Genomic DNA, 16,678 nt, shown 5'->3' on the forward strand with positions numbered 1-16,678 from the left:
ATCCCAAAATCCGAAAACCCTGGGAACAAACCAGCCATAAAAGCCAATCTATCGTGATTTCTCCAAAACGAAGCAGTCCGTCGCTAGCAGCGCCGCCGCCCTCGTTCAGTGAGCGGACTTATAAATCCAACCCAACAAACAAGTCAACAGCCCTTTTTCATATTTATAATAAAATCATACAAACTACTGTTTTTATTAGATAAATGTATGCTTTTCGATCATTTCACACGCCACGATAGTTTTAGACCCTACTCACATGCACTACAAACAAAGGAACATACGAACTCTCTAATGTGTCTGCCTTTATTCTGCCCTGACTCCGCCACATCTCAATGGTCAAAGGAGCGTTAATTTCGTCCCGCGCTGATATGTATATATGTAAGAGCTTACGCATTTGACTCGCGGCACTGAAAGTTGCACACCTTCGGCAGTACCTTCTGGAGATTAAATGAAAGACTGGTCGCAACAAGCATGATAGCGGACCGCAACACGATCCGTTCGCTTGGCAATGAGCCTCCAATTCTGGCAGATGGGCGTCGTGCGCCTGATCGCCGGGAGATTTCACTGCGTTGGCTGTCCGGCACATTTCTCACCGGTATCACCTCTTCTATATTGATGGGCGTTGCCTTGTTTGCAGCTCTCGACGGACGCCAGCAATTGGCCATTCCTGCCGAAGCCTTTGCAAAAGCGGATATGAACAGCGCATCAGCAGACGTGACACGTCGCGGCGGCCGTATTCTTGAAAGCAATATTGCAGCGCGCCCGTCTGACCGTTCCGTATTGGAAGTATCCACCGTCATTCATGATGGCGACAAGGAAGTCGTCCGCCGCGTACCATTTGCGCATGTGAAGATCGCACTCGCCTCAAATTATGCGACGCAGGATGATTATCCAGCCTTTGATCCCCTAAATATCTTCGCAGCCAATGGCGCACCGCCGCCGGCGGCAAGCCGCACCGGCACTATTTATGGCTCTGATGTGGAGTCAGAAGTCAGCCTTCGTACCGTGGCATTTCCGTTGAAGAACCCGGATTTTGCTTATGCAGGCACAATGAGCATTGATGAGGTTGAGGAAGCGGTAAGATCAAACGGCTCTATTTTGACCGATGGCAATGAGCAACTCGCTGCGCTCTATTATATCGACCCACGCCGTTTCGACACGTCCGAAAGTGACGTGGACATTACCGCCGGCCTTTCGGCGCGTGTGGTTGAACAGAATATGTCTGTTTCCACACCTCAGACAATTGTCGCCAACCAGCTTGAATATGCCGACGATGTGATCCCGGTTCGTCAAGTCAGCAAAATCGCCGAACTTCTGGGAGCCAATGGCTACAGCAAGGAACAGGCCGACACCGCTGCAAGCAGCCTTGAGCCTTTGATGCGTTCTGCTGAACTGGCCCCTGGTGATGTATTGCGGGTTGGCATTCTGCAAGGTGAAGGCGAAAGTGCCGCCAAAATCGTCCGCGCCAGCGTCTATCGCAAAAATCGGCACGACGTAACCGTGGCGGTCAATGACAAAGGCCAGTTTGTAGAAGCAAGCGAGCCTCCTAAACTAGATGCCGTAGCGAGCGCTTTTGAGAGCAATCCGGCGGCCGCCATGGCAAACCGTGATTTGCCGCGTGTTTATGACGGCATTTACCGCGCCTCACTTGCCTACGGCATGAACAAAGACATGATCGGCCTGATGATCAAGCTGCTAGCCAGCAGCGTCGACTTTCAGGCACAACTGCGTCCAACCGACACGTTGGAAGCTTTCTTCTCCGTACAGGATAAAGAAGGCAAAGCCACCGACGATTCAGAACTGCTGTATGTGAATGCCAAGTTCGGTGACAACGAAACAAGATTCTATCGTTTCCAGAACCCGGAAGATAACAGCGTTGATTACTTCAATGAAGACGGCAAGAGCATCCGTCAGTTCCTGATCAGAAACCCGGTGCCAAACGGTCGTATGACCTCCGGTTTCGGCATGCGCCGTCACCCGGTTTTGCGCTTCAGCCGCATGCACACCGGTACGGACTGGGCAGCTCCGCGCGGCACGCCCATTATTGCCACCGGCAACGGCGTTATCGAGAAAGCCGGATGGGCAAATGGCTACGGTAACCAGACCCTCATTCGCCACGCCAATGGTTATGTCTCGTCTTATAATCACCAGAGCGCCATCGCCAAGGGTGTGAAAGAAGGCGCGCGCGTCACCCAAGGTCAGGTGATTGGTTATGTTGGTTCGACCGGCCTTTCGACTGGCGCCCATCTGCACTACGAACTGATCGTCAATGGCACCAAGGTAGATGCCATGAAGGTTCGTCTTCCCGGCGGAAAATCACTGAGCGGCGATGCACTTGCCAGATTTACCGATGAACGCCAGCGTATCGATGCCTTGCTCGATTCCGAGGGCAAGCCGGAACAGGTCGCCAGCCGCTGAGTTCACATTGTAATCGAACGACAAAACCGGCTGTTCAGCCGGTTTTTTTGTGCGTGGATTTCAAGACCCAAGCTACGGTCGATCTCTATAAACCTGGCCAGCAAAGCCCAATGAAAAAGGCGGCTACATCGCTGTGGCCGCCTTGGTTTCTAGTCAAACATTAAATGCTCGGGCGGCAACCTGGCATGCCGGGCATGCATGGTTCGCCCCGATCATTGGATCCGCCACGTTGGCGGTCCGGATCATATTGGCGACGTGGTTGATCGCCATTGTTGCCACCGGGCCGGCTGTCCTCGCTCCAGCGCGGAGGATCCCGACGATTATCATCTCTCCGGTTATCATCTCTGCGATTGTCGCTACGTTGGTCATCATCGCGCCGGTCATCACGGCGCGGCGGACGCTGACCACTATCCCACTCCTGACCGTAACGCTGTTCCCAACGGCCGTCATTGGGACCACGTGGAGGCGGCGGGCGGTTCCAGTTGCCATCACCGGGACGTGGTGGCGGGCGGTTCCAGTTGCTATCACCGGGACGTGGCGGTGGACGATTCCAGTCACCGTCACCCGGACGTGGCGGTGGTCGGTTCCAATCACCAGGGCGTGGTGGCGGAGGTCTGTTCCAGCCAGGAGGTGGTCCACCCCAATCATTACGAGGTGGGCGCGGACGGCTCCAACGATCGCGATCACGATAAAAATCACGGTCGCGATAATATCGATCCCAGTAAGTACCGACATCGAAGGTGATGATCGGAACGCCCAGATCGCGGTAATAACGTGGTTCGACATACACGCGGTTCTGGCGATATTCCGCCTGAACATAACGGCCCGCTACCCAGCCACGTCCACGGCTGAATGAAACATCGCACCATGGCGTGTCGGAAAGGCAGCCATAAATGACCAAGGGCGCGCCTTCCGGTATCACCACAACCGCGGGATATGCGGTGCTCGGGCCTGAGCGCATGTTGACGTTTGCGGTTGCAAAGCCTCGAGTGGCCGCCTCCGCAAGCGCCGGCATGGCGACAAGCGCCAGAAGCGCAATTGCACCATATAATTTCTTCTTCACGTTCGTTCTCTCCCTGGACAAGGCCCGCCTGCCGATTTCCGGCATCCTTCTTAATCATCGTTGGAACGCAATTTGGATTTTTTGATGATGATAAAATTCTGCTTCCAAACTGCGTGATATCATGCCGCATATGTCTGGAAAATGCCGACTTTTCAGTCTTTTATTACGGCGTTAACGAACTGGGCGTCAGGTTGTTCCAAAGGTATCTCTTGACTTCACTCGTCAATCATCGGACTCCAGTCCACAAACAGCTTGGAGCATTGCAGATGAACGAAACAGCAAAAACGACCATCGACCAGACGGAAGTTGACCGCTTTTCGGCCATGGCCGCAGAATGGTGGAGCCCGACCGGCAAATTCCGTCCGTTGCACAAGTTCAATCCCGTGCGCCTCGAATATATTCGCAACCACGTCTGCGAAGCATTTGGGCGTGACCCTAAATCCCATAAGCCACTCGAGGGACTTCGTATTCTTGATATCGGTTGCGGCGGCGGCCTGCTCTCAGAGCCCGTTGCCCGTATGGGTGCGGACGTTGTTGGCGCGGATCCATCGGAAAAGAATATAGGCATTGCATCGACCCATGCCCGTGAAAGTGGCGTCTCGGTCGACTATCGTGCCGTCACAGCCGAACAGCTTCACGAAGCAGGCGAGACGTTCGATGTGGTGTTGAACATGGAAGTGGTGGAGCATGTCGCGGATGTCGACTTCTTCGTGACAACATGTGCAAGCATGGTACGTCCCGGCGGCCTGATGTTTGCTGCCACCATCAACCGCACGCTCAAGGCGCGCGCCCTCGCCATCTTCGCGGCTGAAAATATTCTGCGTTGGCTGCCGCGCGGCACGCATCAATATGAGAAACTGGTTCGTCCGGAAGAGTTGGAAAAGCCGCTGACCGAAAGCGGCCTGCAGATCATTGACCGCACCGGTGTGTTTTACAATGTGCTGCAAGATCGCTGGAACCTGTCCAGCGATATGGACGTAAACTACATGCTGCTGGCAAAACGCCCCGCATAAGATTTACGAAGTTCAGTTCACATCATCCGGGATGAAGTTTAGTTCACATCATCCGGGATGACAGGCAACGGCGCAATGTCGATGCCTTCTTCGACCAGTGCCTGGGCTTCCTGCAAGGTCGCCTGCCCGATAATGCCGCGTTGGTCTGCCTCACCGTAATGGATTTTGCGGGCTTCCTCGGGGAACCGCTCGCCGACATCTTCCGTATTGGCACGAATTTCCGCCAACGTTTCTTTCACCTTGGCCAGCACCGCTTTTTGCGCTGTATCCATCGCCAGGGTGCGCATTTCATCCTGTTTGCGTGCAGTAGATACAGAAGGCGCCATCAGCGCCTTCGTAACCTGAAGAGAATTGCAAACCGGACATGATACGAGACCACGTTCGACCTGCTGGTCGAAATCGGCACTGCCTGCAAACCAACCTTCAAACTCATGCGCCTTTTCGCAACTAAGCGAGTAACGGATCAAGCCGCCTCACCTCCAGCTGAAGACGCTGCTTTAACTGTGTCCAGTTTGAAATCACGTGCGTTCTTGAGGTTCGGGATTTTTCCACGTGCAGCGGCGGCTGCCGAAGGATCGATCTCCGCATAGATGATTTCCGCACCTGCTCCACCGGCAACGGCCAGAACCTTGCCCCATGGGTCGACGATGATCGAATGACCGAAGGTTTCGCGCTCGTCTTCGTGAACACCGGCTTGTGCCGCGGCAATCACAAAAGCGCCATTTTCAATGGCACGGGCGCGCAAAAGCACTTCCCAATGCGCTTCACCGGTCTGGCGGGTAAAAGCGGCCGGAACCGTCAGCACCTCAGCGCCTGCAACGGCTTCCGTTCTGAACAGTGACGGGAAACGCACGTCGTAACAAATGGCAAAACCGAAGGATGCCAAAGGCAGCGTCGCAACGCGCGCATTAGTACCCGGCTCATAGGCTGCACTCTCACGCCAGCTCTCACCATTGTCGAGATCGACATCAAACATGTGGATCTTGTCATAGGTGCAGATCCTCTGACCATCAGGCGCAAACAGGAAACCACGATTGGCAATCTTGCCATCATCTCTGGCAATGGCCGTTGAGCCGACATGCACGTAAATACCAAGCTCCTTGGCAAGTCTTGCAGCAGTCGTTGCAATGATATCGGTGTCTTCATCTTTCAGGACAGCACGCAACGCAGCGCGATCCTTCTGTATTGCACCGGTCATTTCCGGCGTCTGAACGTAAACAGCGCCATTGGCCGCCGCTTCACGGATCAGCTTTTCCATCTCAACGGCATTTTTCTCCGGATCAACACCGGAGCACATCTGAATTGCGGCAGCCTTGAAAGTCATCTCGCTATCCCGTTCTCAGTTCGCAAGCATCGCGTCGAGTTTGCCATCCCGTTCAAGGGCATGCAAATCGTCACAACCACCGACATGCTGGCCAGCGATGAAGACCTGCGGGAACGTATTACGTCCGGATTTCTCTATCATTTCCTGCCGATATTCTGGCGTTACAGTCGCGTTATACTCCGCATAATCAACGCCCTTCTCATCAAGAAGAGCCTTTGCGCGGGCGCAATAACTGCAAAAATCGCGTGTGTAGATCGTGACAGATGCCATAGGTTTTCCCCAGGTTATGCAACATCATCAATGGAAGGCGTTTCAGCCTGTTCACCCCGTCATATAGGGCCGGAAATAGCCATTGCAAAGGTCAAAACGGTGACATCTGCGGCGCCCGCTTTCTTTAATAGTCGCGATACCGCTGAAACGGTCGCACCGGTGGTATAAACATCATCCACCAGCACCACTCTTTTCCCTGCAACATCCAGTTCGCGTCCCGGCGCAAAGGCAAATGCACCTCGCATATTGTCCTGTCGCCCCTTTGCAGTGAGGCCAACCTGTCGTTTGGTTGGTTTGGTCCTGATAACGGATGAAGACAGAAAAGGCTTTCCTGAAAGGTCCGCCAGATGGCGTGCCAGTTCTGCAGATTGATTGAAGCGCCGTGATATAAATCGTCTCCGGTGCAGTGGCACGGGTATGATGTAGTCACATTGTTCGATCATGCCGTCACTGGCGCGCAGCATCCAGACAGCCATCGTGCTGACAAGATCCAACCGATCGAGATATTTCAGTTGATGAACGAGCTTGCGCGCAGCGCCCTCGTGAATGACAGCTGATCGCAAACGGTCAAAAGGTGGTGGGTTGGCAATCGCTTCGGACGAGAGCATGCCTGGGCCCGGATCACTGGAAAACGGCAGTCCCAGAATTTCGCAGTAGGGACGTTCGATAAATCCAATGCCACTCCAGCACTCACTGCAAAATGCACCGCCTCGCGAGATAATAATGCCGCAACCGGCACATTGTGGAGGATAGACGATATCAACTACCGCCCTGCCCCATTGGCGTAGCAGCCCAAATGGTCCCGATGATAAAAAACGCAACCTGCCCGACCCCATGATGTTGACATTACCTTCGAACGGGTGCCTTTGCGAAGCAAATATTCTGAAGGCCATCCCATGGACATACTTTTCGACCAGCGGCTGATTGAAGCCAATCGCAAACGCGCCCTGCGCACACTGGATGAAAAGGCGCTTTTTCTGCTCGATATCGCCGCCGATGAAATTGCCGAACGGCTTGTTGTCGTTGAGCGGCAGTTTGAGACAGCGGTCGAACTTCATGGTGCGACCGGTATCACCGCACGACGGATCATACAAACCGGCAAGGTCGACACTTTGCGCCGCGTCGAAATCGATACCGCATTTGCCCAAAACGGGGAGACGATAGAGGTCGCGTCGCTGGAGCAGTTTCCTTTGGAAGAGGCCTCAGCCAATCTCATCGTGTCGCCGCTTGGCCTGCACCTTACCAATGACACCCCCGGCGCCTTTATCCAGATCAGACGCGCGTTGAAACCAGACGGCCTTTTCATGGGGGCAATTCCCGGCGCCGGTACCCTTGCCGAATTGCGCGACGTGCTGCTCAGCACAGAGGCCGAGCTAACCGGTGGTGCCAGCCCGCGTGTTATTCCTTTTGCGGATGTGCGTGATGTTGGCGCCCTCTTGCAACGCGCAGGTTTTGCCCTGCCGGTAACCGACACCGAAACCTACACGGTACGTTACGATTCCATCTTCCCGCTGATGCGTGATTTGCGTGCCATGGGCATGGCCAATCCGTTGATGGGCCGCAGCCGTGCGCCGCTCACTCGTCACTTCTTCATGCGGGCTGGCGAGATTTACGCCGAGCGATATTCCGATCCGGACGGTCGCATCCGCGCCACCTTCTCATTCATCTATGTGTCAGGCTGGGCACCCCATGACAGCCAGCAGAAACCGCTTAAGCCAGGCTCGGCAAAAATACGGTTGGCGGATGCCCTGAAAACCAAGGAAATAAAGCTTTGACCTCAGTCATGCCGAGCACGGCAGGGTGAACAAGTTGCAATAACGACAGGAAGAACGGCCTGAGATTTCAGGCCGTCGAACTTGCCAGTGCGTTATAGATGATATCGAATATCTTGCCCAGATTTTCGGTGATCGCCCCAAAGCCCAGAATAATGGCGATAGCGATCACCCCCCCGATCAAGCCGTATTCAATAGCGGTCGATCCCTTACAATCACGCAGCATCTTAAAAAGCTGGCGCATTGATTTTCCTTGTCCGGCAAGCCGAGCCTGCTGCTGCTTGAATGATGTCGTCATTTCGGCGCGCGCAATTGCGGCCGGAACATATGAACAGGGTCATTTCATGCCGATAATGTCGGCACCGGCCTCCCGGCCGCACTGCAGGTACAATCAGCAGCCGCTTTCGTTGCCATAGCCTTCAACAATACAAACCGAACCGGGTGTTTGCTGGAGAATACTGCGCCGAATGGAATAGGTTTTTTTGCCGTCTACCGGAGCAGCAGGCTTGATCGATCCGGTGGTAATCATGTCGAAATTATCAGGAACCTGCGCCAGACGCGGCTCTCTATTCTTGCCAGCCACCATCGGAGTGATGATCAAAGACAGCGCAATGGCTGCCGTACCGAACAGCAGGGCAATGTTCAAAATGCCAGTTTGGCGCGCCTTACGAGAATAAGGCCGACGGACCTCTACGGTCTTCCAGAAATCCTCGTTCATCGTTACGCCTCGTTTACCAATTCTACACAGTGGAATGTGCCAGATGGTGCTAAACGATCTATTAACGGACGATCAATTTTAGAAAGATCTAAAGCAAATCCTGAAGGTAAGGGATAAGCGGTTCGTCGGCGGGTGGCATCGGGTAATCACGCAGTGCATTGACCTTTACCCATTTGACCAGCTGACCTTCGCGACCGTAGGGGATTCCCTCATAACGACGGCATACGAAAAGTGGCATCAGCAGGTGAAATGTCTCGTAGGAATGGCTAGCAAAAGTCAGCGGCGCAAGGCAGGCAACCTTGGTGCGAATGCCCAGTTCCTCTTCCAACTCCCGCACCAGTGTTTCCTCAGGCGTTTCTCCTGCTTCCAGCTTGCCGCCGGGAAACTCCCAAAGGCCTGCAAGAGACTTTCCTTCAGGACGTTGTGCCAGAAGAATACGGTTGTCACTGTCAACGAGCGCGCAAGCCGCAACCAGTACGATCTTCTTTCCCGCTTCGCTCATTGCGCATCGCCTTTTCGCCAGTAAGCATAGGTATAGGCTTCGGTGAAACCGAACTTCTCGTAGAGTGCCAACGCCGGTTCGTTGGTTGAAACCACCTGCAACCAGGCGAGCTTCGCACCGCTCAACCGCGCCCAACGCAGCGCCGAAGTCAGCACCTGCGTCGCGATACCCAAACGACGGCTGTCCTCTGCCACATCCAGGGAGAGAATGCCGGCAAGATCGATGTCCTGTACGCAGATGACGGTCGCCTGCGGTTCGCCCTCGACGTCTTCCTTGATAAACAGACCAAGCGGCGGCACGATCGAGCTGACGATCTCGGCAATAGCCGGACGCAGACCGGCATCATCGCCTGACACCTTGAGGTGAGCCTCAACGAAACGCCCGACATCCTGGCTTGGCAGGTGTGAAATGGTTTCCGGCAATTCCGCGCTGGAAATGTCGGCGGTCATCACCTTGACCTCTTCAAAGGCAGACCAGCCGCTTTTGCTTAGATGTTCGCGCAATTGCGGTGGCATCAGTGGCGTTTCGCGCACCAGAAGCGGCCGTCCGTAATCTTCAAACCGCTTGCGCGCCTTTTCCAGCCGCATATCGGTATTGCCATAATCCGAAGGATCCAGCGGCACGACACAGTTGATCCGCTTGGAAGGATGCGAACCTGTCATGCGCACCTGCCAACTGCCATCGTAAACAACCGACGATGCTGGCCATGCACGGAAGCTGACCGCTTCTAAACGGCGAACCAAAGGAAAATTGACATTATTTTTAGGCTTATCGACAGTCACAAAATCAGCTCCGGTAGTCACCGTTGATCGCCACATATTCCTTGGTCAGATCACAGGTCCAAACCGTAGCGGTGCCATTGCCAAGACCGATATCCACCTTCACGGCAATATCTTCCAGCTTCATGACCGCTGTTGTTTCCGCTTCCGAATAAGCGGGATCACGCTCACCATTGACGGCAACACGAACATTGCCAAACCAGATGGCCAGAAGGTCGCGGTCAGCCATTTCACCGGACTTGCCAACGGCCATCACGACACGGCCCCAATTGGCGTCTTCGCCTGCCACAGCTGTCTTGACCAACGGCGAATTGGCAACCGAAAGTGCAATCTTTTTGGCAGCGGCATCATTTTCCGCGCCGGTGACCGTCACTTCAACCATCTTGCGTGCGCCTTCGCCATCGCGAACGACCTGCAGTGCCAGATCCTTGAGCAGATCATTCAGCGCTTCACGGAAGGACGCAAGGCGGGCATCGTCGCCCTTTTCAACACGAGCCTGGCCATCAGCGGCAGTGGCACCCGTGGCAAACAGCATCAATGTGTCGGACGTCGATGTATCGCTATCAACCGTAACCGAGTTGAAGGTCGGACCAACACCGGCGGACAACAGCGCCTGAAGCGCCTCGGGCGCAATATCGGCATCGGTCACCACAAAGGACAGCATGGTCGCCATGTCAGGCGCAATCATGCCCGCACCCTTAGCGATACCATTGATTGTCACCTTCACGCCGCCAATGTCGGCAGTGCGGGTTGCAACCTTGGGATAAGTGTCCGTGGTCATGATGGCTTCAGCAGCCTGCTTCCAGAAATCACCGGTCGCTTCACTGTGCATCTGGCCAAGAACGCCTGCAAACTTCGTTGCGTCAAGCGGCTCACCAATAACGCCGGTGGAAGCGAGATAAACTTCATTTTCGCCGCATCCAACAGCAGCGGCTGCAGATTGCGCCGTCAGCGTGGTGGCCTGCTTGCCCTTTACACCAGTGAAGGCGTTGGCATTACCGGAATTGACGACCACTGCACGGGCAACGCCATGTGCAAGGTTGGCGCGGCAGAAATCAACTGGCGCAGACGGGCACTTTGACTTGGTGAAAACACCGGCAACACTGGCCGGCTTGTCGAAGACCATCATCAAAACGTCTGTGCGGTTCTTGTATTTTATGCCAGCTGCCGCCGTTGCCATGCGCACACCGCGCAAGGAAGGCATTTCGGGATAGGATTTGGGAGCGAGCGGAGAAACGGCAACGGACATGACGGAACCTGACAGAAACGAGGTGGGACTATGGAAAACGGGGCGGTAATGACCGCCCCGCGAAATATGGATTATGGCTGCGGCTGCGGCTGTGCCGCCTCAGCGTCCTGCGCTTTGTTGACTTCGTCGTAGCCAGTCTTGAGCGCCGGATCCATGATGTCGATCTTCTGCTCGGTCTTAGCCTTTTCAATCAGCGCAACATATTTTTCGCGCATGACCATCTGGCGAACCTGCTGCTCGACCTGATCAAATGGTGGTGGCGGCGCAATACGCTTGTCTTCCAGCTTGATCACGTGGAAGCCGAACTGGCTCTTGACTGGGGTCTTGGTGTAAGCGCCCTTTTCGAGAGCGAAAGCAGCCTGTTCGAATTCTGGCACCATACGGCCCTTGCCGAACCAGCCGAGATCGCCACCCTCATCCTTGTTGGAATCGGTAGACTTTTCCTTGGCGATTTCAGCAAAATCCTTGCCTTCATCAAGTTGCTTGATGACATCCTTGGCCAGGTCTTCAGACTCAACCAGAATATGGCGGGCGTGAACTTCTTCTTCCTGCGGCATCGCTGCGACTTCCTTGTCGTAACGTGCTTTGACTTCTTCAGGCGTTACCGCATCGGAAACGTGCTTGAGGAAGTAAGCATTGTGAAGTTCGCGCTCAGTGATGAAATTGACGCGATTCTTGAAAGCGTCGGTGTCTCTAAGACCTTCCGCATCAGCATCCTTTACCAGCAGCTTCACATCGATGATGGACGACAGAGCTGCAACTTTTTTCTGCTCATCGGGAAACTGGGCAAATTGCGGGTCGAGATTGGCAATTGCCAGATCAAGTTCGGACTGGTGAATTTCCAGATCGCCCACTTTTGCAACAACGGCGTCTTCCTGCGCAAAAGCTGGAAGTTGAAGGCCAAGCGTCGCCACGATTACGGCGGCGGCAATTTTGTTATAGCGCAACATAATAAACCTTTCGGAGACTATGCCGGGTTCCACATGGCACTTCCGGCTGGAAAATGTTCCAAACATTGGATTGTGGCCATTCTGTAACCGGCAGAACCGTTGACATCATTTGCCCCCCCTCTTATCTGTCACGCAACCTCGCGTCCAGATACGTTTCCGGGCGAAAGCCGTCATTTGTTTGTGAAAAGCTCTGACGGTCGCAGCACGAAGCGGAAACGGCACTTCAGAAAGGGCCAGCAAGATGGTCAGTCTAGGCGGCATCGCCCGCAAGTTGTTCGGTTCGGCCAATGAACGCCGTGTCCGTTCGTTTAAAAGCAAGATCGCAGCCATCAACGCGCTGGAAGAAGCCACTAAGGCTCTCTCCGATGAGGCGCTCTCCGCAAAGACCGTCGAGTTCCGCCAGCAGCTTGAAGATGGCAAAAAACTGGAAGACCTGATTATTCCGGCCTTTGCCGTTTGCCGTGAAGCATCGCGCCGCATTCTGGGCATGCGCCCGTTCGATGTGCAGCTGACCGGTGGCATGATCCTCAATGAGGGCGCCATCTCGGAAATGAAGACCGGTGAAGGTAAAACGCTTGTGGCAACACTGGCAGTTTATCTGAACGCGCTTGAGGGCAAGGGCGTACACGTGGTGACGGTGAACGATTACCTCGCCTCACGCGACGCCACCATAATGGGCCGGCTCTATAGCTTCCTTGGACTGACCACCGGCATCGTCGTGCATGGTCTTTCCGACGAAGAGCGTCACGCGGCCTATGCCTGCGATATCACCTACGCGACCAACAACGAGCTTGGTTTCGACTATCTGCGCGACAACATGAAATATGATCGCGCCCAGATGGTTCAGCGCGGCCACCACTATGCCATCGTCGACGAAGTGGACTCGATCCTCGTCGATGAAGCGCGGACGCCGCTGATCATTTCCGGCCCGCTTGATGACCGTTCCGATCTTTACAACACGATCGACGCTTTCATCCCTCTGCTTGATGCTGCCGATTACGAAATCGACGAAAAGCAACGTTCCGCCAACTTCTCCGAAGAAGGCACCGAAAAGCTGGAAAACCTGCTGCGCGCTGCTGGCCTGCTGAAAGGTGAATCGCTTTACGATGTCGAAAACGTTGCAATCGTTCACCACATCAACAACGCGTTGAAGGCTCACAAGCTGTTCACACGCGACAAGGACTACATTGTCCGCAATGATGAGATCGTCATCATTGACGAATTTACCGGACGTATGATGCCAGGCCGCCGTTATTCGGAAGGCCAGCACCAGGCGCTTGAAGCCAAGGAAAAGGTTCAGATCCAGCCGGAAAACCAGACGCTTTCCTCGATCACCTTCCAGAATTACTTCCGTATGTACAAGAAGCTTGCCGGCATGACCGGTACGGCATCGACCGAAGCGGAAGAATTCAGCAACATCTACGGCCTCGATGTTATCGAAGTTCCCACCAACCTGCCGATCCAGCGTATCGACGAGGATGATGAGATCTACCGGACCGGTGAAGAGAAATACAAGGCGATCATCACCGAAATCCGCGCAGCCCATGACCGCAATCAACCGGTTCTGGTTGGCACCACATCGATTGAAAAATCGGAATTGCTTGCCACCATGCTGCGTCAGACTGGTTTCGAGAATTTCCAGGTTCTGAACGCCCGCTATCACGAGCAGGAAGCCTACATCGTGTCGCAGGCCGGCGTTCCCGGCGCTGTCACCATCGCCACCAACATGGCTGGTCGCGGTACCGACATTCAGCTTGGCGGCAACGTCGACATGCGTCTTGAGCGCGAACTCGACGGTATGGAGCCAAGCGCAGAGCGCGACGAAAAAGAAAAGGCGATCCGCGACGAGATCAAGGTCCTCAAGGAAAAGGCACTGGCTGCTGGCGGCCTTTACGTTATTGCGACAGAGCGCCACGAAAGCCGCCGTATCGATAACCAGCTGCGTGGTCGTTCCGGTCGTCAGGGTGACCCGGGCCGTTCGAAGTTCTACCTGTCGCTTCAGGATGACCTGATGCGCATCTTCGGTTCCGAGCGCATGGACAGCATGCTGCAGAAACTCGGCCTGAAGGATGGTGAGGCAATCGTCCACCCTTGGATCAACAAGGCTCTTGAACGCGCCCAGAAGAAGGTTGAAGCCCGCAACTTCGAAACCCGTAAAAACCTGCTGAAATACGACGACGTTCTCAACGATCAGCGTAAGGTGATCTTCGACCAGCGTCTTGAACTGATGGATGCACAGAACATCAGCGAAACGGTTGCCGACATGCGCAGCGAAGTCATCGACATGCTGGTGCAGAAGCACATTCCAGAACATGCTTATGCCGAACAGTGGGATACCGCTGGCCTGAAGGCCGGTGTTGCCCAGTTCCTCAACCTTGATCTGCCTATCGAAGACTGGGCCAAGGAAGAAGGCATTGCTGAAGATGACATTCTCCAGCGCATCACGGAAGCCACCGAAAAATACGCAGCAGACCGTCGTGAGCGTTTCGGCGAAGAGCTGATGACCTATGTCGAACGCTCTATCCTTCTGCAGACCATCGACCACCTGTGGCGCGAACACATCGTCAACCTCGATCACCTGCGCTCCGTCGTAGGTTTCCGCGGTTATGCCCAGCGCGACCCGCTGCAGGAATACAAGGCCGAAGCATTCGAACTGTTCCAGGCACTGCTTGCCAACCTGCGCGAAGCCGTCACTACCCAGCTGATGCGTGTTGAACTGGTCCAGGAACCACCACAGCCTGCCGAACTGCCGGAAATGACCGCTCATCACGCAGACCCGAACACCGGCGAAGACGAGATGAACGAACCGGCTTTTGCTATGGGGCTGGCTTACGTTGCTCCGGAAGATCGTGATCCGAACAACCCCGCAACCTGGGGCAAGATCGGTCGCAACGAGCTTTGCCCTTGCGGCTCCGGCAAGAAGTACAAACATTGCCACGGCGTTTTTGATCAGGCCTGATTGCCTGTTCCGCGACAAAAATCAAAAAGCCTGCAAACCTCGTTTGCAGGCTTTTTTGTTGTCATGGACAGCAAGGACGCTTGCGCAGGATCGGGCGAAAAATCAGTAGGCAGATTTACCAGTTCTTGTTGGTTTTATTTTAATGATTACCCGCTCGCTCATGAGCTGGATGGAAAAATCATGTTCAACTTCAAAACTGCGATTGTAACGGCAGCACTTTGTGCGGCCGCAGCTACGCCTTCGATGGCTGAAGACCTTGTGTTCAAGCTCATCAATGGCACGAACTCTGTGCTGACCCATTTTTATACTTCGCCTGTGGGTGTAGATAACTGGGAAGGCGATGTGTTTGGCAGTCAAGTCCTCAAGCCCGGTGAAAGCGGCACTGTCACCATTACTGACGGTCGCGACGTCTGTGAATACGACATGCGTTTTGAGTTCGAAGGCAGCGCTGACTTGGACACCACGGAAGACACACAGAACCTGTGTGAACTGAGCGAATACACGATCGAAGAATAATTAGTCTGCAACACGACCTTCGGATGTCAGGATGGCGCAAGGGGGGACAGTCATGCGCCATCGGCTGTCGGCGGTATTTTCGCCGCATACAATTTGATTGACGCCTGTCAAAGGCTCTCATAACTGTGCCGCCAGAACCGCCTCTCTTTCTGGACAGTCTTATGAAACCCGGTGCAATCGCCGCATACATTTTCCTCGCTGTCGCGTGGGGTTTGTCATTCCTGTTGATGTTACGCGTTGTCGAAACATTCGGCTGGGTGGGCGCAGTGACAATCCGTTGTTTCATTGCCAGCCTAATGTTACTTTTGATCGCAAAGCTAACCGGCCGTAAACTGAACTTCAGCGCTGGATGGCGTGCCTTTTCCATCGTGGGCGCGACCACTGTTGCTGGTCAGCTTGTCGGCCTGTCCTACGGCACTCCGTTGATTGGGACTGCGATGGCCGCAATCATCGTTGCCACCATTCCCCTGTTCTCCATGTTGATCAGCCAGTTCTGGGGATTGGAGAAAATGACAGCACAGGGGCTGGTCGGGCTGCTACTCGGCGCCGGCGGCATCATCCTGCTGGTTGGTTTTCCAACCGTACCGGTTACACTGTCCTTCGTGCTTGGCTGTGGTGCCTGCCTTGTCGGTTGCATCTGCGCTGCCTTTGGCAGCAACTATGCCAGCCGCAGCCTGAAAGGCACCGGTTCGTGGGAAATCACCATCGGCTCATTTCTGGCCGGCGGCTTTATCACATTGCCGCTGCTGCTCGCCGTCCCCTTCCGCGCGATACCGGGACCCATTGATTTCTTTTATCTTTTCACGCTTGCCATGGTGATGAGTGCGCTGACTTACATCACCTATTTTTGGCTGGTTTCCAAGATCGGAGCCACCAAGGCCATCAGCGTGGAGTTTGCCGTTACCATTATAGCGGTGCTGATTGGTGCGCTGGTGTTGCACGAACCACTTTCAGTTTTGCAGTTGGGTGGTGCCGTTGTCATCATTACCGGATGTATGCTGGTGCTGGGACTTTTCCCGCGCCGCAAACAACCCGTTCCTTTCATGCCGGAAACCTGAAACAGGTCGAAAATAAAGCCTGTCCCGTCCGCAAAAACCTTGACGTGCAAGGTACCGAAAACACATCAATTTTGTGCAGCCAATACC

Annotated in this window: 18 protein-coding genes; 7 read left to right on the plus strand and 11 right to left on the minus strand. The window is 54.5% G+C overall.

Features of this window, described 5'->3' with window-relative positions; genetic code table 11:
* A partial coding sequence (locus tag IB237_RS26235; protein WP_210324097.1) for a hypothetical protein occupies nucleotides 1-203 on the plus strand: 203 nt, incomplete at its 5' end.
* A gap of 268 nt (nucleotides 204-471) precedes the next feature.
* Nucleotides 472-2,418, plus strand: a complete 1,947-nt coding sequence (locus IB237_RS24775; protein WP_192491425.1) for a M23 family metallopeptidase — start codon at nucleotides 472-474, stop codon at nucleotides 2,416-2,418.
* Between the two features lie 160 nt (nucleotides 2,419-2,578).
* Here the strand turns inward: IB237_RS24775 and IB237_RS24780 are convergent, their stop codons facing one another.
* Nucleotides 2,579-3,481 carry an SH3 domain-containing protein gene (locus tag IB237_RS24780; protein WP_371815405.1) on the minus strand — a complete coding sequence of 301 codons (903 nt, stop codon included), beginning with the start codon at nucleotides 3,479-3,481 and terminating at the stop codon, nucleotides 2,579-2,581.
* Between the two features lie 266 nt (nucleotides 3,482-3,747).
* On the opposite strand from IB237_RS24780, the gene ubiG reads away from it, so the two are divergent.
* Nucleotides 3,748-4,494, plus strand: a complete 747-nt coding sequence (gene ubiG / locus IB237_RS24785) for a bifunctional 2-polyprenyl-6-hydroxyphenol methylase/3-demethylubiquinol 3-O-methyltransferase UbiG (protein WP_192491426.1) — start codon at nucleotides 3,748-3,750, stop codon at nucleotides 4,492-4,494.
* 38 nt (nucleotides 4,495-4,532) lie between these two features.
* On the opposite strand, the gene IB237_RS24790 is transcribed toward ubiG, so the two are convergent.
* Genes IB237_RS24790 through IB237_RS24805 form a run of 4 tightly spaced genes read right to left on the minus strand, consistent with a single transcriptional unit; the run spans nucleotide 4,533 to nucleotide 6,924 of the window.
* Nucleotides 4,533-4,961 (minus strand): DUF1178 family protein, encoded by a 429-nt coding sequence (locus tag IB237_RS24790; protein ID WP_192491427.1) that lies wholly within the window; start codon nucleotides 4,959-4,961, stop codon nucleotides 4,533-4,535.
* A complete protein-coding gene (locus tag IB237_RS24795; protein WP_192491428.1) occupies nucleotides 4,958-5,818 on the minus strand; it encodes a carbon-nitrogen hydrolase family protein in 861 nt (286 codons plus the stop codon). The genes IB237_RS24790 and IB237_RS24795 overlap by 4 nt, the downstream gene beginning before the upstream one ends.
* Before the next feature lie 15 nt (nucleotides 5,819-5,833).
* Nucleotides 5,834-6,088, minus strand: coding sequence for a glutaredoxin 3 (gene grxC / locus IB237_RS24800; protein ID WP_192491429.1), 255 nt, complete (start codon nucleotides 6,086-6,088; stop codon nucleotides 5,834-5,836).
* Nucleotides 6,089-6,147: 59 nt separating this feature from the next.
* Complete coding sequence (locus IB237_RS24805; RefSeq protein WP_192491430.1) at nucleotides 6,148-6,924, minus strand: ComF family protein; 777 nt, start codon at nucleotides 6,922-6,924, stop codon at nucleotides 6,148-6,150.
* Between the two features lie 60 nt (nucleotides 6,925-6,984).
* Between IB237_RS24805 and IB237_RS24810 the strand changes: the two genes are divergently transcribed.
* Entirely contained in the window at nucleotides 6,985-7,863 is an 879-nt protein-coding gene (locus tag IB237_RS24810) for a methyltransferase domain-containing protein (protein ID WP_192491431.1), read from the plus strand.
* A gap of 67 nt (nucleotides 7,864-7,930) precedes the next feature.
* Here IB237_RS24810 and IB237_RS24815 read toward each other — a convergent pair whose 3' ends face one another.
* The 6 genes from IB237_RS24815 to IB237_RS24840 all read right to left on the minus strand — a co-directional run bounded on the left by IB237_RS24815 (nucleotide 7,931) and on the right by IB237_RS24840 (nucleotide 12,058).
* A complete protein-coding gene (locus tag IB237_RS24815; RefSeq protein ID WP_192491432.1) occupies nucleotides 7,931-8,104 on the minus strand; it encodes a Flp family type IVb pilin in 174 nt (57 codons plus the stop codon).
* Nucleotides 8,105-8,251: 147 nt separating this feature from the next.
* The gene (locus tag IB237_RS24820; protein WP_192491433.1) at nucleotides 8,252-8,578 is read right to left on the minus strand and encodes a hypothetical protein; all 327 of its coding nucleotides are present in this window, start codon (nucleotides 8,576-8,578) and stop codon (nucleotides 8,252-8,254) included.
* An 88-nt stretch (nucleotides 8,579-8,666) separates the two neighbouring features.
* The gene (gene mutT, locus IB237_RS24825) at nucleotides 8,667-9,080 is read right to left on the minus strand and encodes an 8-oxo-dGTP diphosphatase MutT (protein ID WP_192491434.1); all 414 of its coding nucleotides are present in this window, start codon (nucleotides 9,078-9,080) and stop codon (nucleotides 8,667-8,669) included.
* Entirely contained in the window at nucleotides 9,077-9,862 is a 786-nt protein-coding gene (locus tag IB237_RS24830) for a GNAT family N-acetyltransferase (RefSeq protein ID WP_371815406.1), read from the minus strand. Before IB237_RS24830 ends, mutT begins: the two co-directional genes overlap by 4 nt.
* Before the next feature lie 4 nt (nucleotides 9,863-9,866).
* Nucleotides 9,867-11,108 carry a bifunctional glutamate N-acetyltransferase/amino-acid acetyltransferase ArgJ gene (argJ, locus tag IB237_RS24835; RefSeq protein ID WP_192491436.1) on the minus strand — a complete coding sequence of 414 codons (1,242 nt, stop codon included), beginning with the start codon at nucleotides 11,106-11,108 and terminating at the stop codon, nucleotides 9,867-9,869.
* Nucleotides 11,109-11,179: 71 nt separating this feature from the next.
* Nucleotides 11,180-12,058, minus strand: a complete 879-nt coding sequence (locus IB237_RS24840) for a peptidylprolyl isomerase (RefSeq protein ID WP_192491437.1) — start codon at nucleotides 12,056-12,058, stop codon at nucleotides 11,180-11,182.
* Nucleotides 12,059-12,299: 241 nt separating this feature from the next.
* Here IB237_RS24840 and secA point away from each other — a divergent pair, with 241 nt between their 5' ends.
* The 3 genes from secA to IB237_RS24855 all read left to right on the plus strand — a co-directional run bounded on the left by secA (nucleotide 12,300) and on the right by IB237_RS24855 (nucleotide 16,591).
* Nucleotides 12,300-15,017, plus strand: coding sequence for a preprotein translocase subunit SecA (gene secA / locus IB237_RS24845; RefSeq protein ID WP_192491438.1), 2,718 nt, complete (start codon nucleotides 12,300-12,302; stop codon nucleotides 15,015-15,017).
* 180 nt (nucleotides 15,018-15,197) lie between these two features.
* Complete coding sequence (locus IB237_RS24850) at nucleotides 15,198-15,533, plus strand: hypothetical protein (RefSeq protein ID WP_192491439.1); 336 nt, start codon at nucleotides 15,198-15,200, stop codon at nucleotides 15,531-15,533.
* A 161-nt stretch (nucleotides 15,534-15,694) separates the two neighbouring features.
* Nucleotides 15,695-16,591, plus strand: a complete 897-nt coding sequence (locus IB237_RS24855) for a DMT family transporter (protein WP_192491440.1) — start codon at nucleotides 15,695-15,697, stop codon at nucleotides 16,589-16,591.
* Nucleotides 16,592-16,678: the final 87 nt, after the last annotated feature.

Origin of the sequence: Agrobacterium sp. AGB01 (genome assembly GCF_014851585.1) — a bacterium.
In the GTDB taxonomy this organism is placed as follows: domain Bacteria; phylum Pseudomonadota; class Alphaproteobacteria; order Rhizobiales; family Rhizobiaceae; genus Agrobacterium.